The following is an 18605-nucleotide window of genomic DNA, read 5'->3' as shown; positions in this document are numbered from 1 at the left end:
CTGCCATGAGTAATGTTATATTAGAATTAAAAAATGTTTGTATGTATTTTGGTGGTTTAAAAGCTGTTGATGATGTAAGTTTTGAAATTAAAGAAAATGAAATCATGAGTTTGATAGGGCCCAATGGTGCTGGGAAGACAACTATTTTCAATGTAGTTACAGGAGTTTACACACCAACAAGTGGTGAAATATTATTTAGAGGGAAATTATTAAACAAGTATAAACCACATGAAATCACAAAGCTTGGGATTGCAAGAACATTCCAAAATATCAGGTTGTTTAAGCAGTTAACAGTTTTAGAAAATGTAATACTTGCTATGCATTGTCGCAGAAAATTGAATGTTTTTCATTCAGTTTTGCGCTTACCCTATTTCTATCGTGAATTAAAGAAAACTGTTATGAAGGCTGAGGAATTTCTAGACTATATGGGTTTATTAGGGAAAAAGGATGAAAAAGCTGAAAATCTTCCTTATGGTGAGCAAAGGAAGTTAGAGATTACAAGGGCACTTGCTACAGGAGCTGAGCTATTACTTTTAGATGAACCTGCAGCAGGTATGAACCCTCAAGAGACTACTGATTTAATGAGATTGATTGAAAAGATTAGAGAAGATTTAAATAAAACGATTTTTTTAATTGAACATGATATGAAAATGGTGATGGGAATTTCTGATAGGATTGTAGTGTTAGATTACGGTAAAAAGATTGCCGAAGGTTTACCTGAGCAAATACGTAATAATAAAAAAGTTATTGAAGCATATCTTGGTAAAGAGGTTGCAAATGCTTAAGCTTGAAAAAGTTCATACAAAATATGGTCATATTGAAGCCTTAAAAGGTATTGATCTTCATATTAAGGAAGGCGAGATTGTTACGATTATTGGTGCAAATGGAGCTGGTAAAACAACAACATTAAACACAATTTCTGGTATTTTAAAGCCAGCTGCTGGAAAAATTACGTTTTTAAATGAAGATATAACAAACTTATCTGCTGATAAAATTGTTGCAAAAGGTATTATTCAAGTGCCTGAAGGTAGACAGATTTTCGCTAATTTGACAGTTTACGAAAATCTTTTGATGGGTGCATATTTGAGAAAGGATAAGGTTGAAGTAGAAAAAGATTTAAAAAAGGTATATGAGCTTTTCCCGAGACTGGAAGAAAGAAAAAATCAGCTTGGCGGAACTCTTTCCGGTGGTGAACAGCAGATGCTTGCCATTGGTAGGGCTTTGATGAGTAGGCCTGTGCTTTTGCTTTTGGATGAACCAAGTCTTGGTCTAGCACCGATTATTGTAGAAAATATTTTTGAAATTATCAAAGAGATTAACTCTCAAGGGACAACGATACTCCTTGTTGAGCAAAATGCACATCTTGCCCTTTCCATTGCCCACAGAGGCTATGTGATGGAAACAGGACGTATAATCATGGAAGATGATGCAAAAGCTCTCCTGAATAATGAAGAAGTAAAAAAAGCTTATCTTGGTATGTAAAAAAGGCGGCAATTATTGCCGCCTTTTTAATATGCGAAAAATAAAAAAATTTTTTAAAAAGTATGTTCAAAATATTGAAATTTATTTTTTATTTTGATATAATGAACTATAAAATTTAAAAGAGAGGTGGACTATGTTCCTGTTTAACAACAGTATCGTTAAGATACCTTATCCGGAAAACGAACCAGTTTATAGTTATGCTCCTGGAACTAAAGAGAGAGAGTTATTAAAAGAAGCAATCAACGAGTTAAAAAGCCAGAAAATCGAGATACCATTAATTATTGGTGGTAAAGAAGTAAGAACTGGTAAACTTGCAAAAGTTGTTTGTCCTCATGATCACGGGCATGTTTTGGCTGAATATCATCAAGCTGGCGAAAAAGAAGTGAAAATGGCAATTGAAGCTGCTCTTGAAGCTTGGAAAGAGTGGCAGAAATTTAGATGGGAAGAAAGAGCAGCAATATTTTTGAAAGCTGCTGAATTGTTAGCTGGAAAATATAGATATATTCTCAATGCAGCTACAATGCTTTCAGCTAGTAAAAACGTTTTTCAAGCTGAGATTGACTCTGCGTGTGAATTAATAGATTTTTGGAGATTTAACACATATTTTATGCAGCAAATTTATACAGACCAGCCTCCATATTCTCCAAAACCAACATGGAATTATGTACAACATAGACCACTTGAAGGGTTTATCTTTGCAGTGACTCCATTTAACTTTACATCAATCGGTGGTAATTTACCTACAGCGCCTGCTATTATGGGTAATGTAGTTGTTTGGAAACCAGCATCTACTGCAGTGTATGCTCCTTATTTTATTATGAAACTATTAAAAGAAGCTGGGCTTCCTGATGGAGTTATCAACTTTATCCCTGGTCCTGGTTCTGTTGTGGGTAATCTTGTATTGAAAGATCCAAACCTTGCAGGAATCCATTTCACTGGAAGTACAGAAGTATTTCAAAACATGTGGAAAGTAGTGGGTGAAAATATCAAAAATTATAAATATTATCCAAGAATTGTTGGTGAGACTGGTGGTAAAGACTTTGTTTTTGCTCATAGCAGTGCAGATGTTAAAAAACTTGTTACAGCGCTTGTAAGAGGTGCTTACGAATATCAAGGACAGAAGTGTTCTGCTGCATCAAGAGCATACATACCTAAATCACTCTGGAAAGATGTAAAAGAATTGATGGTTGAAGAGATTAAATCTATCAAAATTGGTAATCCAGAAGATTTTACAAATTTCTTCAACGCCGTAATTGATGAGGCAGCATTTGAAAATATTAAATCTTATATAGATTATGCTAAAGAGTCTAATGAAGCTGAAATAATTGTTGGCGGTGGTTGCGATAAATCTGTGGGTTATTTTATTGAACCAACCCTGGTTGAAACCACAAATCCTAAGTTTAAACTGATGGAAGAAGAAATTTTTGGTCCTGTATTGACTGTGTATGTGTATGATGATGATAAATATGAAGAAACATTGGAGTTGTGTAACAGTACATCACCTTATGGTTTGACTGGAGCAATTTTTGGAGAAGATAGAAAAGCTGTTAGTGTTGCCCTTGAAAAACTTGAGTATGCTGCAGGTAACTTCTATGTAAATGATAAACCGACAGGTGCCGTAGTAGGACAGCAGCCTTTTGGTGGTAGTCGTGCTTCCGGTACAAATGATAAAGCAGGTAGCTATTTGAACCTTATTAGATGGGTGACTCCAAGAACAGTTAAAGAGAATTTTGATGCTCCTGAAGACTACAGATATCCTTTTATGAGTGAGGAATAAAGATGGGATTGTTGAATTTTCTCATTTCTAAATCAATTATGTATATACCAGGCCCCATTGTGGGCCTTTTTGCAAAAAGTTATATTGCAGGTCCAAATCTTTACGATGCAGTTAAAGTTACACATGAAATGAATAATAAAAACATGATGGCTACAATTGATATACTTGGTGAGTTTATTAGTACTAAGGATGAAGCAAAATATTTTAAAGAGAGATGTATTGAAATACTAGATACCATAGATAAAGAAGGACTTGATGCAAATTTATCCCTTAAACCAACTCAAATGGGGCTTCTCCTTGATAAGCAATTTGCTTTTGACAATATCAGAGAAATCGTGGCACATGCAAAATCGTTAAACAACTTTGTTAGGATAGATATGGAAGACTCCCCATGTACAGATGACACCCTTGAATTTTATAGAAAATTACGTGAAGAGTTCCCAGGACATGTGGGTACCGTTTTACAGGCTTATTTGAGAAGAACTCCTGATGATATTGAAAAACTGTCTGATGGCCCATTGAATTTCAGATTGTGTAAAGGGATATACAATGAACCGAGAAAAATTGCATATAAGGATCCGTATATAATTAACAGAAATTATACTTATTGTTTAGAGAAACTGTTTCAAAAGAGAGCTTATGTAGGGATTGCAACTCATGATGAGAAACTTGTATTTGAAGCATTACGCCTTATCGAAAAATATGATTACAAAAAGGATGAGTATGAGTTTCAAATGCTTTTAGGTGTGGACGAAGAGTTAAGGGAAATTATTGTATCTGCTGGTCATAGACTTAGAGTATATGTACCTTTTGGAAAGGATTGGCTTCCTTATTCCAGAAGGAGATTAAAAGAGAATCCAAATATTGGCCGACATGCTTTAAGACAGCTATTAGGCCTCCATGGGAATTGATTGAGGAAGCTTTTGCTTCCTCAATCAAATATATTGATAAGGTAATAGATTATCCAGCCTGTTAAAAATCCATCAAAAAACGCCCAAATGATTCCTACAAAAATCCCTTTTAAATTTTTAGTAGAAAAGCCTAAGTAAACCAATTTTATTTTGTCTAATATTAAATTGCAAAATTTGTTATTTTCAAAAAGTATTAACAGGCAAAATGTAATTGTGTATAATGAAGCTGCAATCATAGCGATTTTCATGGTATAATTATAAAAGAAAAAAAGAAAATAGAAAAGGAGTTATCTTATGAAAAGGATTTTATTTTTGTTCCTGATATTTTTAATATCTTGTGTATCTAAAACTGACCCTTATAAATTGAAATATATATGGCAGCCAGAATCCGATTATGGAAGGGAATTGAAATCGATATATGTGGCCGAGCTTTTGTCTGTCTATGAAAATATTAAATTAACCGGTTTAAAGGTGCAGGAAAAAGGGATAGGTTTTACAACCTCGCTGGAATGTGAAGGGAAAGATATCTGTGATGACAATAAATTTTATATGTTTATAATTTTACAAAATGGTGAGCTTAATAGTTTACGTTACAAAGATTATGAAAAACGTAAATCTAAGATGTTTAAGAAATATGGAAAAGATATTAAATACTTATTGAAAACAAGCAAGTTAGATAATTTGTTAAAAAATAAAGATTTTGGCGGATTTATAATTGATCTTAACTGGACTTTTAGGGATTTAAAGCATATTACAAAGCCGGTTTTTGAAAGTTATAAATATGAAATAAAAAAAGATGAAATAATGTAGTGGGAAAATTTAAAACACATGTAAAAACACTTTGAAAAATTATCGAAAGAAGTATATTCCAATATGCGCATATATGAATAAATAAACATGGAGGTCAAAATGGAAAAAGTTGTAATCGTGGGTGGTGGCCCTGCTGGAAGAGTGGTTGTTCATTCTTTGTATGCAGCGAAAAAAGAGTATGATGTGGTGTTAATAAAAGATGAAGAAATTAATGTAAACAGGTGTTCTGTTCCTTATGGAATAGTTGATAAAAAACCGGTGGAAAAATATTGTATTTCTGATTCTCTTATTACTGAATTTGGAGCAAAGCTTGTTATTGATACTGTAGTCGAAATAAATAAAGAGGAGAATTTCGTTGTAACTGAAAAGGGGCAAAAATTTAATTATGATTATCTTCTTTTGGCTACAGGTTCAAAACCTATTATCCTACCCATTCCGGGGATTGATTTGGATAATATAACATCAGTACGTTCGAAAGCAGATTTGGAAAGGCTGAGAAAATATGCAAAAGAATATAAGAAATGTGTTGTTGTAGGTGGTGGATATATTGGTGTTGAAGTTGCTGTGGTGTTAAAAAAATTGGGTCTTGATGTGACGATAGTGGAGATGTTACCTCATATATTGTTAGCCACTATGGATGATGACTTTGCCGAGATAATAGAAAATCATGTAAAAGAAAAAGGTATAAACGTGATGACAGGAGCAAAAGTTGTTGAGTTTGCGGGTAGTGAAGGGAAAGTAAAACAGGTTATTTTGGAAAATGGTGAGAGAATTGATGCTGATTTTGTCATTGTTTCGGTTGGTGTTGTTCCAAATACCGAATTGGCTGAAAAATCAGGTATAGAAGTTTCAAAATTTGGTGTTGTGACCGATGATTATTTAAGAACAAGTGTGGAAAATATTTTTGCTGCGGGAGATTGTGCTGAGAAGAAATCTTTTATTACCAAAAAGCCTACTAGGGGTGAGTTTGGCACAAATGCTGTTTTTATGAGTAAGGTTGTAGGAGCCAATATCCAAGGTAAAAATGTAATTTTTCCTGGTGTAATAAATGCAAACGCATCCACTGCTTTTGAATATAGTTTTGGCTCTGCCGGATTAATTCAAAAAATGGCTGAAAAAGAGGGGCTGGATATTGTTGTAGGTGAATCTGAAGTTTTAGATATGTATCCGATGATGGATGGAGTGGATAAAATTAAGACGAAATTGGTTTTTGACAGAAAAACAGGAAAATTAATTGGTGGTTCGGTGTTGAGAAAGGGGCATTGCACTGCTAACAATGTGGATTTTATCTCTTTTGCAATCCAAATGGGAGCCACCATCGAAGATATTATGAAGTATCAATATGCTACGCATCCCGAATTGGCTGCAAAACCTTCTGATAACACTTATATGTTTGCAGCAAGGGATGCTTTAAGCAAAATGTAGAAAATTTAGAAGGGGGGATAATCCCCTTTTTATGTTTTGTGTAGGTATCCGTATAGGGATATTTCAAGAAAATCTTTTTCAGTTTTCAAGAAAACTCCTGAGCCTTTTTCTACAATACCTATTTCATAAACTTTTTTCGGAACAATTTTTAAGAACGTTTCATAATATTTTTTATCGATGGTAAAAGTGAGTGCATATTCTTCGCCAGATTTCAAAATTTCATCTGTTGATACTGAAATGTTTTCAGCAACAGGTATTTTATTTTTATCAATTATAATTTTTACTTTGCTTGTATCAGCAATAGATGCCAAATCTACTCCAAGTCCGTCACTAATATCTGTACAACTTGTAACAAAAGGTAAAGTCCCCAGAAACTTACCGAGCTCTACTTCAGCTTCAAGATGATAATGTTCTGTAACGAAATCTCCTCCCAGTTCTTTGTTTAAGTAATAAATGGATTTTCCAAGAGGGCGAGATACAAAAACTATATCTCCGGGTTTTGCTCCTTTTCTTGTAAGTAAAAATTTGTTTTTTCTCCCAATGATTGTAACAGAGATGAAAAGTAATGCTGATTTTGAAAGGTCACCACCAATTAGATCGAGCTTATAATGGTCAAGTGCTTTCTCCAAAGCTTTTAAAAGGTCAGCATCATCAATATAATCGGGTAAGCCAAGTCCCAGTAAAAGATATTTAGCCTCTGCTCCCATTGCAGCTATGTCGCTAACATTTGAGGTGACGGCTTTGAGGATTATATCATTCAGATTATTTCTATAAATGAAATGTACGTTTTCGATAAGTATATCTTTTGAAATGATAAAATCTTGTAAAACTGCAGCATCATCAGTAAGATTCAATGATATTGATTTGTCTTTTGACAGGTTACGAAGTTTTTTTATTAAACTTTTTTCATCCATTATAGAAACTCAAGATTTCTTTTACTTTTTCAAATGGTTTTTTTGAAGCGCATATATAAGAGCTTATGGCAAAACCATCTATTTCTATGTTATTAAAATTGGAAATATTATCCCCTTTTATTCCACCTATGGCAACAGCAGGCATATTTGCTTTTTTGATAAGATTGATATAATCGTCCTTGCTTAAAACAGGTCTTAAATCTTCCTTAGTATTTGTTTGAAAAGCAGGACCTATCCCGATGTAATCCGCAGGTATGTCGTTTGCATAACGTATATCAGATTCGGTATTGCAAGAATAACCAATAATTAAATTAGGATATTTTTCTTTGACTACTTTTGCCGGAATATCCTTGACACCAAGATGAACACCATCAGCTTCAAGAACAATCGCCAAGTCTACTCTATCATTTACAATGAATAAAGCATCTTTGTTATTTAATATTTTTTTTATTTTTAAGCCTATTAAGTAGTTTTCTCTTGCAGTTTTGTATTTGTTACGAAGCTGGAAAGCTCTGGCTCCAGCTTCGTAACATTGAAGGATAAACTCTTCTAAAGGTAATTTTAGAAAATCAGTTTCTAAAATAATATAGCATTTTAAATAGTTGGCAATTTTTGGTCTATTTTTACTGCACATAATCTTCCACACATGGTGCAGGAATTTATATCCCTATTTTTTTGAAACTTTTCTCTTGCCCTTTTTGGGTCAATTGCAAGCGAGAACATACCTTCCCAATTAAGCTCTTTTCTATATTTGCTCATCTGTAAATCTCTTTCAAAGGCACCTGGAACACCTTTTGCAATATCTGCAATATGAGCAGCAATTTTTGATGCAATTACCCCTTGGTATACATCCTCTTCATCTGGAAGACACAAATGTTCAGCAGGGGTTACATAACATAGAAAGTCAGCGCCCACTGAACCTGCAATTGCTCCCCCTATGGCACTTGTTATATGGTCGTATCCTGGAGCAATATCAGTGGGAAGAGGTCCTAAAATATAAAATGGTGCTTCATCGCAGAGTCTTTTTTCTAATAAAATATTTGCCTCAATCTGGTTTATTGGGACATGTCCTGGGCCTTCAATCATAGCCTGTACATTCTTTTCTCTTGCCCTTTTTGCAAGTTCACCAAGGATAATAAGCTCATCTATTTGGGCTCTGTCTGTAGCATCTGCAATAGCACCAGGTCTGAAACCATCTCCAAGACTCAACGTCACATCATATTTATAAGCAATTTCAAGTAAATCATCAAAATATTCATAAAGGGGGTTTTCTTTTTTATTTCTTCTTATCCAGTCTGCTAAAATAGATCCACCTCTACTAACAATACCACACACTCTGTCTGTTCTGTCCATTCTTTCGACAGATTCTTTTGTGACACCACAGTGAACAGTTATATAATCTATCCCTTGCTTACATTGTTCTTCGATAGATTTAAATAATGTATCTGGATCCATTTTATAAGTAGGTATATCTTGTTCAGCTAATTTTGCTGCAACAGCATAAATAGGTACTGCACCAACCATAACTGTGGAGTGTTCTAAAATTGCTTCTCTAATAGCCTGCAAGTCTCCACCTGTGGATAAATCCATGACGCTGTCAGCACCTGCTTCAATGGCCACTTTCAATTTATTAATTTCTCTTTCGATGGATGGACAATCTATGCTTGTACCGATATTTGCATTTATTTTTGTTCTCAATTTCTTACCAATTCCCATTACATTAGGGAAATCGTGATTTTTATTTTTAGGAATAACAACTTTACCTTGAGCTACCAGTTCACGTAGTTCATTAGGTGAAATCTTTTCATCTTTTGCGATTTTTTCCATTTCTTTGGTTATAATTCCTTTTTTTGCAGCTTCGATTTGGGTCATCTTTTACTCCTTTCTAAAAAAAAATCCTTTCCGCCGCAGAGACGGAAAGGATTATTGTTTCCTTCACCGTTTCCCTGCGCCGGAATTACCCGGATCAGGTTCAAGGGGTATTTTCTCAGCCCCATAAAAGGAGCACCCCCACGGTGAAATTTATAATAGTTTAAAATTTTAAAAATTCAACAAAATAATTTATTGATTTTGCATAAAAAAGGGGTATCGACGTACTACTAAACATGTTTTCAAATCTTTACTTGTTAATTTTTCGGATACCTAAATATTTTTTTAAATCATTTATTTTTACTTCTAAACTGTTTTTAGTGCCTATACTATTGAGTTCTAACAAATCTTCGAAAACCTTATAATTAATATTTTTTAGTAATCTTTTTTGTGTCCTATTTTTTCCATTTTGTTTGATTTAGGAGTATTACTATTGTTAGGTGGGATTCAAACTGTGGTGAAAATGAGAAGACATCATTTACCTAAATCTTTCTAGATCTTTCTTAGTTGTAATTATGACATATTGTTTTGAATGGTCTATATTATAAAATGTGTTTTTGTATTATTAAAAATAAGTTTAATATTATCCTTTTTTGTTTTAAAATGATTATCTTCAATATATGTTTTTGATAATTATCCTCCATTTATTGATGTTATAATAATGACTGCGAGTGATAAATAATGGGGTAAAACTAACAATATTAGAAATTTTACCATATATAACCTTCTTTTATTTTTTAAACTATATCATAACATCTACAAAAGTTATTTTATTGTGATGAATAGTTGTTCAGTATGCCTTTAAAAACAAAAAACGGTTTTACTATAAAGGTGTGATTTATTATAGACAACAAAATAATTTTGTGTTATAAAAACAAATTGTATACAGTATACCATAATGATCGGAGAGGCTTATGGCAAAAGTTTACTATGGTTTCTGGAAAGACCAAATAATAGATAACAGAAATAAGCCGTACGAGGAGTGGACGGACGCTCCGCTAAAGATAGACGATGAATTTAATGGTAAGAAATTAAAAGTTTTCGTCAATTGGAACGGTTTTTTAGTTTTTGATAAAGATGTGGATCTTTTAGATGTTCTCACAAAGTACATGTATGAAATTAGTGGCTTTGGTTGTTGTGGTAGATGTTTTCCAGGTAGGATGGGAACAAGAATTTTGGCCGAGCAGTTGCAAAAAATAAAGAATGATGGTTTTAAAGAAGAAGATATTAAATTGGCATACGATATAGCTTATTCAATATATGTCTCTGCGAAATGTACCGTAGCTCCCACAGCTACTGTACCGGTAAGGCAGTTTTTGAAAAACTTTATGGAAGAGGAGTTCAAGGGAGTAATTCAAGGTGAAAACAGCAAAGAACTTGAATATGTTAAGCATTTGACTGCACCTTGTACTGCAGGGTGTCCTGCAAATGTTAAGATACCAGAGTTTATTGAAGCAATTAAGGATCATAGGTTTTTAGAGGCTTTAAAAATTATAAGGACTACTATGCCCTTACCCGGCGTATGTGGTAGGGTTTGTCCTCACCCTTGTGAAGCTAATTGTAGACGTGGTTTGGTGGATGATCCTGTAAATATTATGGTATTAAAAAGAACTCCATGGGATTACGAATATTATCATCATAAAGAGCCTGATATTGAAAAAATAAGAGATGAAGAAACAGGTAAAAAAGTTGCCATCGTGGGAGCAGGACCTGCTGGTCTTACGGCTGCTTATTATTTGGCATTGATGGGGCATCAGGTAAAAATTTATGAGATGCTTCCAGAGCCAGGTGGTATGGTTGCTGTGGGTATTCCTGATTATAGACAGCCAAGACACCTTTTGAGACGAGAGGTTGAAATAGTTCAGTCTTTAGGTGTTGAGATACAGTATAATACAAAACTTGGTAAGGATATATTTTTAAAGGATTTAAAAGAGCAATATGATGCTGTTTTACTTGCAATCGGAGCTTTTAAAAGCCGTGATATGGGTGTGGAAGGTGAAAAGGACGGTTATAAGGGTGTAATGGATAGTGGTATTGGCTTCTTGAGACGTGTGTCATTGGGTGAGCCCGTTGAAATTGGTGATAGAGTAGTGGTTGTTGGTGGTGGTAATACTGCAATAGACTGTGTAAGGACTGCTTTAAGGCTTGGTAGTAGCGATGTAAATCTGGTTTATCGTCGTTCACGTGCTGAGATGCCTGCTGAGGATTACGAAGTAGTTGATGCAGAGGAAGAAGGTGTTAAATTTCATTTCCTTTGCAATCCAGTGAAGCTTATTGCTGAAGATGGTAAGCTTGTGGGTGTGGAATGTGTTAGGATGAAGCTTGGTGAGCCTGATGAGTCAGGTAGAAGAAGGCCTGAGCCTATTCCTGGTTCTAATTTTGTAATTGAATGCGATACGATTATTCCTGCTATTGGGCAATTCCCTGATTTAAGCTTTTTAAGTGAAGAGGATGGAATTCAAGTAACAAGATGGAATACAATAGCTGTTAAAGAAGATCTGTATATGACTGACGTGCCAGGTATTTTTGCCGCTGGTGACTGTGAGTGGGGTCCTGCTACAGTGGTTAAAGCTATTGGCGCTGCAAGATGGGCAGCAAAAATGATAGATAGATATCTTATGGAAGGTGAGCCATATCTAACGGATGAGGAGAAATTAGAGCTGACTTTGTATAAGAATAAAGTGTTTGAAAAAGATGAGAGGATTCAAGAAACACATACAATTCCAAGAGTTCACCAAGAGAAGTTGCCACCTGAAGTTAGGGTTAGAAATTTTGAGGAAATTGAGAAACCGTATACTGAGAATCAAGCATATTTGGAAGCTACAAGATGTTTGAGATGTATTAGAATGGCAATGGTTGGTTTGGATAAATAAATATTAGGGGTATTGATATGGCACAGATTTTTATAAATGATAAACCTTACGAGTTTAAAGAAGGGGAAACCATATTAGATATTGCTAGAAGAAACGATATTTATATCCCTGTGATGTGTTATTTGAAAGATATTACCCCTACTGGAGCATGTAGGCTTTGTTTGGTACAGGTTGAAGGTATTGAAAAGCCTGTTGCTTCTTGCGTGACCTACGCTACCGATGGTATGAAAGTATACACTGATACCGAAGATGTTATTAAACAAAGAAAGAGAAATCTTGAGTTTATTTTAATAAAACATCCTCTTGATTGTCCTGTATGTGATAAAGCTGGTGAATGTATGCTTCAGGATACAACTTATGAATTTGGTATAAATGAGGAGTCTATTAAGTCTGTAAAACCGAATAAGCCCAAATTTGATTGGGAAATGATAATTCATGATGCAAATTTATGTGTACTATGCGAAAGATGTGTGAAAGTTTGTCACGAGATTACCGGGTGTAGTGCTTTGAAAATTAAGGAGAGGGGCTATAACAATCTAATTACTACAGCCAATGATGCAGGCCTGCAGTGCGATTTCTGCGGGCTTTGCGTTGATTTCTGCCCTGTTGGGGCATTGCTTGATAAGCCATATAAACACAGTGTAAGAAACTGGGATTTGGAATATGTAGAGACTACGTGTAATTATTGTCCGGTTGGATGTTCTGTCAAATATGGAAAGCATGAAAATATCATTTATAAGAGCTCAAAAGTAGAAGATAGTTATATTTGTTCCTTAGGAAGATATGCTTATAAATACACTGAACATGAAGATAGAGTAAAAACTCCTCTTATAAAGGCCGATGGTGAGTTAAAAGAGGTTGAGTGGACTGCTGCAATTGATAATATAAAAACTAAATTGGATGAGATTGTTGATAGATATGGCAATGACAGTATTGCTTTTATTTTAGGAAGCAGACTTTCTAATGAGGCACTTGTTAATTATAAGGTATTGGCTGATGGATTAGGAGTGAAGAAGATTGTATCAGATTTATCTTTTTATCACCCTGAGTTTTTCAATTTATATCATAAAAAGTTTAACAGTTATGAGGTTGTAGGCAGACTTGATGATATTAAAGATTCAGACTTAATATTTGTAATTGGGGCTGATCTTGCAAGGGAATCACTTGGAATCAAATGGAAAGTGATGAATGCTGTTATTCATAACGACTCAAAACTGGTAACAATAGGGCTTAAAAAGTATGAATATGATTATTTTACTGATGCGTCAATTTTAGCAGATTATGGTGATTTTGCGAAAGTTTTTCATGATATTATTAATTCTGATAATAAGATATATGAAGATATTAGAGGGTATATTAATAAAGCTAAAAAGATATCCTTTATTGTAGGTAATGAATATCTAGAAGCTGAATCTCAAAAAGAGTCAGTATTTGCATTTGTGGACTATGTGGGTGAAGATAAACTTAAATCTTTCTTTTATACCTTTGATAAACCTAATGTAGTAGCAAGCTTTTCTTTGGGTGTTTACGGTAATTACAGTGCTGATGAGTTGATTGAGGATATTGATAGAGGAAAAGTTAAATGTTTGATTGTTGCTGATTTTTATCCTTTTAATACAAAGGGTAATTATAAAAGGTTGAGAGATCTGGTTGGTAAAGTAGAATATTTTGTAAGTATAGATCTATTTAAGAATGATTTTAACAAGGGAGCTAATGTTATTTTACCTGTTCTTTCGCATCTTGAAAGTGAAGGAACTTTTACCACTATTGATGGCAGAATTGTAAAATATCAAAAAGTGATTGAACCTGAATTAGATGCAAAAAGTGATGTGGAGATTGCTTATTTGATAGGTTTTGCTAAAGGGTTGCAGCTTGAAAGCTATCCTAAGGCAGTTTGGGATAATGAAATTAAAGGTAAAAACGGTTATCCTGATGCTACCTACGATGAGATAAACGGATTACTTTATAAAGATAAAGATTACAATGTGAATAAAATAGAATATACTTATAAAGAGCAACCTAAAGGGACAAAAGAAGTATATGTAAACGCAAGATATCATAATAACTATTTATCTACAAAAGCTGCAATTGAAAAGAAATCTGATGAAACATATAGAAGATATTATTTTGATGTGGATAGATCTGTGGTTGTTGGTGAAGATGCAAAATGTAATATCCCAAACTGTAGTTTAGACAAAAATATAGCTAAAGGTATTGTTTTAATTCCAAAAAACTAAAAGGAGCTATTTAGCTCCTTTTTCTTGCATATCTGTTTTCCCTAAAACATATATGAATGAGATTTTTGTAAAAGAGCAGTAATTTTATGAACATTATCAGTATGTTACGCACTATATACAGAGGAAAATATTTTTCTCATCGTATATTAGAAATATGAAGAAAATGGTTAACAAAAGATTAAAAACAGCTTATGTAATTTATAGAGCACTGAAGGTGATAAAGGACTTTTTCTCATTGGTTGGAAGAAACCGTCGAGAATGTTGTCCCCACCTTCAGCTTTCCAAATACTGGACGGAACATTAGTTGCGAACCTGTATTATGTTGCGATGATAGTATAAAGGGAAGCAAAGCTCAAGAAAAAAAAGAGGGAGAGCTTATCAGATGAAGAGATTTGATAAGGTAGTGGGCATTGATGTGTCAAAATCGAAATTGTCGATAAGTTTTTATGATGGTATGACACACAATTATTACGAGACGAGCAATAATATAAGATCTTTTACGAAGGAATTTCTTGAGAAAGTAGAAGTAGAGGATTGGTCGAAAGTACTTTTTATGCTTGAGAGTACGGGTGTATATCATTTGAAATTAGCTACGTATTTGAGTAAGGATTTAGGTTATGTAGTGAGTGTAGCAAATCCTATGTCGATAAAGAGGTATTCGGACATGCAATTGAGGAAGGCCAAGACAGACCGTACAGACTCCAAATTAATAGCCGAATTTGGCTTAGAGCATGGTCATAGATGGATATTTAATCATAGGGATGATTTTTATTACGAGATAGATAGTCGATTAAAAGCGATAGAGGATTTTCATGAGCAGATAAATAGATTGAGTAGTCAGATAGAGGGGTTGCAACATTTACCATATGAACAATCAGAAATTATAGTTTGTTATCGAGAGATAATTGATGTTTATAAGCAGAAGATTAAGAAATTGGAAAGAGAGTTAGAGTTTTTATTGAGAGAGCGTTACAAGTCGAGTTATGAGCTAATCAGTAGTATTCCTGGGGTTGGGTTAAAGTTATCGTCGATAGTGTTAGGTAAGTTGGAGTGTTTTCATAATTTTAAGAGGGCGAAAGAAATTGTGAGTTATATAGGCTTATGTCCGGATATTAAGGAGTCAGGGACCTCTGTGAGAGGTAGTGGTCGTATATCAAGGCGGGGTAATGTATACATAAGGAGGATATTGTATTTATGTGCGTTGTCAGCGATTCGTTATAATAAATTTTGTTCAGATTTGTATAAAAGACTTTTATCATCAGGTAAGGCGAAGAAATTGGCAATAATAGCGGTAGCAAATAAACTGATAAGGCAAATATTCGGAGTGTTAAAGAGTGGAAGGCCGTATGATCCTAATTATTTGGAAAATTTAACAAGGGTTGCAAAAAATGTTTGACATTAAACACGGAACATTCTCGTGGCACGTCCGGTGCCACTTGCGAGGCAGGTTTCTCAAAAATCGCCATCCATGGCGATTTTTTGGAAACCTAAACCCGAAAAATATTTTCCTCTGTATTAGAAAATGTTATTTTGTGAATTTTGGGATGGCGCCAGTAATAATTTTTCTTGAAAAATGAGGTTTTATGTTTATTATATTTAGTGAAAAATTATTAGCACTCGGAGGTGGGTGATGCCAATTTATGAATACAAATGCAAAGAATGCGGCAACGTGTTTGAATTAATGGAAAGTATTAATTCAGATGTGTATGAGAGAAAGTGCGTGAAGTGTGGCGGTACAGCCAAAAGGATTATTTCTTTATCAAGTTTTCATCTGAAAGGTTCTGGTTGGTATGTGACAGATTATAAAAATAACAAAGGATCCGGTTCTAAGACAAAAAGTGAAAATACAAGTTGCGGGTCCGGATCAAAAGAAGCTTGCTCAACTTGTGCAGCATCACAAAATAATTAGTTACTGCTGAAAAAGTGTATTTTATTGATAAATAGAAAATTATTCATTTGTGATATTTGCAAAGATGATACTTAAAGGGGGCAAGCCCCCTTTAGAACCCCCTATAAAGAAAATAAAATGGATAAGAATTTGTTTATTATTTTTTACATAAATTAGTTTTCTAACGAAAACTAATTTAGGGGGCAAGCCCCCTTTAGAACCCCCGAAAAGGTTTAGAGTTTACAATAAATTATATAAGATAACAGATTTTAATAATTGATGGATAACAATCAGTATAATAAGGAAAAACATATTAACTATTAATTAGTTGCCACTTTTTCAGTGGCAACTAATTAGTTAGCCCATTATTCGGGCTAACTATTTTTATCATTAAAATCTATTTGTTCTCTTGTTTCCTTAATTATTTTCCATGAACCTTTTATTTGTTTCATATAAGTCGTACAAAACTGGACGATTTTTTCTTGATCATCTAAAATGTACTCGAAAAAAGTGACTTTTGATAAGCTACTTTTAATGTTTTCATCAAGAATCTGAATTTTTTCAATTTTTATCTGTTTTGAAAAATTGTTCATGAATGTGATGTAATCGGTAAGTGATGGGTGCATTTGTTTAAAGAGACTGCTATCATCGTAAAGCTCATAGATATCTTGAAAACGCTTTTCTTCAAGAAGTTTTTGGCGATAAATGATTATTTCAGCTGGACGCATGTTTTAATTTCTTCTTAAAAATTTTGTAAAAAATTTTATCGAGAAGAGGTTGGAATGTTTTTCTGTTCAATGCAGAGATAAAAACTGCTTCAGGATACTCTTTTTTTCTTTCTTTTAAAGTTTCATCATCAATTAAATCAATTTTGTTGAAAACAAGGATGGTGTCCATATCCTTAAGATTAAGCTCTTCGAGTATTTTATTTACACTTTCAATTTGTTTTTCATAATTTTTGTTTGAAATATCGACTACATGCAACAAAAGATCTGCATCATAAAGCTCTTCCAGAGTAGATTTGAAAGCATCTTTTAAATCTTCAGGCAAATCTCTAATAAAACCGACCGTATCAGTAATTATTATTTCTTTTTCTTCAGGAAAACGAAGCCTTTTAGAACTGGTATCTAAGGTGGCAAACATCAAATTGTCGGCGTATATGTTGCTATTTGTCAGGCTATTGATTAATGTTGTTTTTCCAGCATTAGTGTATCCTACAATGGATACTGTGGGGATATCCCTTTTAGTTCTTTTTTTCCGTTGGATATCTCTTGTTTTTTCTATCTGTTTTAGTTTTCTGGTTAAAAAGGCAATTTTGTCTTTAATTCTACGTCTATCTATTTCCAACTTTGTTTCGCCGGGACCTCTTCCTCCAATACCACCGGTAAGACGTGACAGGGAATCATCTTTTACACTTAATCTTGGCATTAGGTATTTTAATTGAGCAAGCTCTACTTTTAATTTCCCTTCGTTGGAGTGGGCTCTTTTGGCAAAAATATCTAGGATTAGCTGAGTTCTATCCATGATTTTAATTTCTACTAACTTACTTATTTCACGTGCTTGTGAAGGAGTAAGGTTATTGTCAAAAATTATGTAATCTACTCCAAGTTGATAAGCCCGGATTGCGATATTTTTTAACTTTCCAATTCCTAAGATGTATTTTGGATCAACTTTCTGCTTTATTTGGTATATTGTGTCAACAACATTTAAACCTGCACTTCTTGCAAGCTCTTTTAATTCTAATAAGGATTCTTTTGCTTCTTCCTTATTTTTAAAACATCCCACAAGAAATGCATTATTTTCCTTTTTTATCTGAAAAAGTGAAATACTTTTTTCTTCAATCTCTTTTTCCAAATTTTTAATAAATTCTGAAAAATTTGTCTTTTGGTTGTAAACATCAGTTTCATCCAAAATGTTATATATATTATTTTCTCTATTTGGTGGTAAAAGAAATGCAGTTTCGATTTTTGCTGGTAGACCTTCTTGATTTATAAGAATTGCTGATACTGCGTCAAGTCGAAGCATTGCAAGGTCAGTAATATCATCTTCAGTTAATCCTTCATTGTAAAGATGTGTATGAACTAATCTTAATCCCCTGAGTTTTCCCGGTACTAATCTAAATCTTTTGAGTTCAGGTATAAAAATCGATTTGTTGTCACCTACAATAACATATTGAATTTCATTATATCTATCAATCAAAAGCCCAATTTGTCTATTAATTTCTTTTGAAAGCAAGGACAACCGTTTTGCTAATTCAGGTGAAATAATAAAATCAGTTTTAAACTTTTTCCTATTAAGCTTTTCTAATTTTTTGATAATACTTTGTTTTAAATCTTTAGTATTTCCTGATAATATGATAACCTCCTAATGATATCTTATAAAAGTATTATAGTCAGTTGCAAAACTTTTGCAACTGACT

16 protein-coding genes and 1 riboswitch are annotated in these 18605 nt (G+C 33.6%); of the genes, 10 read left to right on the top strand and 6 right to left on the bottom strand.

What is annotated here, in order from left to right:
* The first annotated feature begins 5 nt into the window (after nt 1–5).
* The 4 genes from FHQ18_RS01855 to FHQ18_RS01840 all read left to right on the top strand — a co-directional run bounded on the left by FHQ18_RS01855 (nt 6) and on the right by FHQ18_RS01840 (nt 4170).
* On the top strand, nt 6–785 hold the full coding sequence (locus FHQ18_RS01855; RefSeq protein WP_149265475.1) for an ABC transporter ATP-binding protein: 780 nt from the start codon (nt 6–8) through the stop codon (nt 783–785).
* On the top strand, nt 778–1482 hold the full coding sequence (locus tag FHQ18_RS01850; RefSeq protein WP_149265474.1) for an ABC transporter ATP-binding protein: 705 nt from the start codon (nt 778–780) through the stop codon (nt 1480–1482). Before FHQ18_RS01855 ends, FHQ18_RS01850 begins: the two co-directional genes overlap by 8 nt.
* Nucleotides 1483–1615: 133 nt before the next feature.
* Nucleotides 1616–3259: an L-glutamate gamma-semialdehyde dehydrogenase gene (pruA, locus tag FHQ18_RS01845; RefSeq protein ID WP_149265473.1), complete on the top strand. Its 1644-nt coding sequence runs from the start codon at nt 1616–1618 to the stop codon at nt 3257–3259.
* 2 nt (nt 3260–3261) lie between these two features.
* Complete coding sequence (locus FHQ18_RS01840; protein WP_149265472.1) at nt 3262–4170, top strand: proline dehydrogenase family protein; 909 nt, start codon at nt 3262–3264, stop codon at nt 4168–4170.
* 20 nt (nt 4171–4190) lie between these two features.
* Here FHQ18_RS01840 and FHQ18_RS01835 read toward each other — a convergent pair whose 3' ends face one another.
* Nucleotides 4191–4418, bottom strand: coding sequence for a hypothetical protein (locus tag FHQ18_RS01835; protein WP_149265471.1), 228 nt, complete (start codon nt 4416–4418; stop codon nt 4191–4193).
* A gap of 46 nt (nt 4419–4464) precedes the next feature.
* Here FHQ18_RS01835 and FHQ18_RS01830 point away from each other — a divergent pair, with 46 nt between their 5' ends.
* Nucleotides 4465–4980, top strand: coding sequence for a hypothetical protein (locus tag FHQ18_RS01830; RefSeq protein WP_149265470.1), 516 nt, complete (start codon nt 4465–4467; stop codon nt 4978–4980).
* A 99-nt stretch (nt 4981–5079) separates the two neighbouring features.
* A complete protein-coding gene (locus tag FHQ18_RS01825; RefSeq protein WP_149265469.1) occupies nt 5080–6405 on the top strand; it encodes an NAD(P)/FAD-dependent oxidoreductase in 1326 nt (441 codons plus the stop codon).
* A gap of 29 nt (nt 6406–6434) precedes the next feature.
* Here FHQ18_RS01825 and thiL read toward each other — a convergent pair whose 3' ends face one another.
* The 3 genes from thiL to thiC are packed head-to-tail and all read right to left on the bottom strand — an operon-like array spanning nt 6435 to nt 9191.
* Nucleotides 6435–7319, bottom strand: coding sequence for a thiamine-phosphate kinase (gene thiL, locus FHQ18_RS01820; protein WP_149265468.1), 885 nt, complete (start codon nt 7317–7319; stop codon nt 6435–6437).
* Nucleotides 7312–7953, bottom strand: a complete 642-nt coding sequence (gene thiE / locus FHQ18_RS01815; protein WP_149265467.1) for a thiamine phosphate synthase — start codon at nt 7951–7953, stop codon at nt 7312–7314. The genes thiL and thiE overlap by 8 nt, the downstream gene beginning before the upstream one ends.
* Nucleotides 7914–9191: a phosphomethylpyrimidine synthase ThiC gene (thiC, locus tag FHQ18_RS01810; protein ID WP_149265466.1), complete on the bottom strand. Its 1278-nt coding sequence runs from the start codon at nt 9189–9191 to the stop codon at nt 7914–7916. The genes thiE and thiC overlap by 40 nt, the downstream gene beginning before the upstream one ends.
* A gap of 53 nt (nt 9192–9244) precedes the next feature.
* Nucleotides 9245–9341, bottom strand: a riboswitch (TPP riboswitch).
* Between the two features lie 761 nt (nt 9342–10102).
* On the opposite strand from thiC, the gene FHQ18_RS01805 reads away from it, so the two are divergent.
* The 4 genes from FHQ18_RS01805 (at nt 10103) to FHQ18_RS01790 (ending at nt 16207) form a co-directional block, all read left to right on the top strand.
* The gene (locus tag FHQ18_RS01805; RefSeq protein WP_149265465.1) at nt 10103–12061 is read left to right on the top strand and encodes an FAD-dependent oxidoreductase; all 1959 of its coding nucleotides are present in this window, start codon (nt 10103–10105) and stop codon (nt 12059–12061) included.
* Nucleotides 12062–12078: 17 nt separating this feature from the next.
* A complete protein-coding gene (locus FHQ18_RS01800; protein ID WP_149265464.1) occupies nt 12079–14298 on the top strand; it encodes a molybdopterin-dependent oxidoreductase in 2220 nt (739 codons plus the stop codon).
* Nucleotides 14299–14680: 382 nt separating this feature from the next.
* Nucleotides 14681–15694, top strand: coding sequence for an IS110 family RNA-guided transposase (locus FHQ18_RS01795; RefSeq protein ID WP_149265463.1), 1014 nt, complete (start codon nt 14681–14683; stop codon nt 15692–15694).
* A gap of 234 nt (nt 15695–15928) precedes the next feature.
* On the top strand, nt 15929–16207 hold the full coding sequence (locus FHQ18_RS01790; protein ID WP_149265462.1) for an FmdB family zinc ribbon protein: 279 nt from the start codon (nt 15929–15931) through the stop codon (nt 16205–16207).
* A 353-nt stretch (nt 16208–16560) separates the two neighbouring features.
* Here FHQ18_RS01790 and FHQ18_RS01785 read toward each other — a convergent pair whose 3' ends face one another.
* On the bottom strand, nt 16561–16914 hold the full coding sequence (locus FHQ18_RS01785) for a hypothetical protein (protein WP_149265461.1): 354 nt from the start codon (nt 16912–16914) through the stop codon (nt 16561–16563).
* Nucleotides 16901–18427, bottom strand: coding sequence for a GTPase HflX (gene hflX / locus FHQ18_RS01780; protein ID WP_246798621.1), 1527 nt, complete (start codon nt 18425–18427; stop codon nt 16901–16903). Before hflX ends, FHQ18_RS01785 begins: the two co-directional genes overlap by 14 nt.
* Between the last annotated feature and the right edge of the window lie 178 nt (nt 18428–18605).

This window comes from Deferribacter autotrophicus, from assembly GCF_008362905.1.
GTDB lineage: Bacteria > Chrysiogenota > Deferribacteres > Deferribacterales > Deferribacteraceae > Deferribacter > Deferribacter autotrophicus.
This window is presented reverse-complemented; position numbering and strand designations above follow the sequence as displayed.

What these genes read in the sequence shown, in the direction of transcription:
- thiL (WP_149265468.1), bottom strand. Translation starts at nt 7,319, where the DNA reads ATGGATGAAAAAAGTTTAATAAAAAAACTTCGTAACCTGTCAAAAGAC.
- pruA (WP_149265473.1), top strand. Translation starts at nt 1,616, where the DNA reads ATGTTCCTGTTTAACAACAGTATCGTTAAGATACCTTATCCGGAAAAC.
- FHQ18_RS01795 (WP_149265463.1), top strand. Translation starts at nt 14,681, where the DNA reads ATGAAGAGATTTGATAAGGTAGTGGGCATTGATGTGTCAAAATCGAAA.
- FHQ18_RS01835 (WP_149265471.1), bottom strand. Translation starts at nt 4,418, where the DNA reads ATGAAAATCGCTATGATTGCAGCTTCATTATACACAATTACATTTTGC.
- FHQ18_RS01825 (WP_149265469.1), top strand. Translation starts at nt 5,080, where the DNA reads ATGGAAAAAGTTGTAATCGTGGGTGGTGGCCCTGCTGGAAGAGTGGTT.
- FHQ18_RS01805 (WP_149265465.1), top strand. Translation starts at nt 10,103, where the DNA reads ATGGCAAAAGTTTACTATGGTTTCTGGAAAGACCAAATAATAGATAAC.
- thiC (WP_149265466.1), bottom strand. Translation starts at nt 9,191, where the DNA reads ATGACCCAAATCGAAGCTGCAAAAAAAGGAATTATAACCAAAGAAATG.
- FHQ18_RS01850 (WP_149265474.1), top strand. Translation starts at nt 778, where the DNA reads ATGCTTAAGCTTGAAAAAGTTCATACAAAATATGGTCATATTGAAGCC.
- FHQ18_RS01800 (WP_149265464.1), top strand. Translation starts at nt 12,079, where the DNA reads ATGGCACAGATTTTTATAAATGATAAACCTTACGAGTTTAAAGAAGGG.
- FHQ18_RS01840 (WP_149265472.1), top strand. Translation starts at nt 3,262, where the DNA reads ATGGGATTGTTGAATTTTCTCATTTCTAAATCAATTATGTATATACCA.
- FHQ18_RS01830 (WP_149265470.1), top strand. Translation starts at nt 4,465, where the DNA reads ATGAAAAGGATTTTATTTTTGTTCCTGATATTTTTAATATCTTGTGTA.
- FHQ18_RS01790 (WP_149265462.1), top strand. Translation starts at nt 15,929, where the DNA reads ATGCCAATTTATGAATACAAATGCAAAGAATGCGGCAACGTGTTTGAA.
- FHQ18_RS01785 (WP_149265461.1), bottom strand. Translation starts at nt 16,914, where the DNA reads ATGCGTCCAGCTGAAATAATCATTTATCGCCAAAAACTTCTTGAAGAA.
- thiE (WP_149265467.1), bottom strand. Translation starts at nt 7,953, where the DNA reads ATGTGCAGTAAAAATAGACCAAAAATTGCCAACTATTTAAAATGCTAT.
- FHQ18_RS01855 (WP_149265475.1), top strand. Translation starts at nt 6, where the DNA reads ATGAGTAATGTTATATTAGAATTAAAAAATGTTTGTATGTATTTTGGT.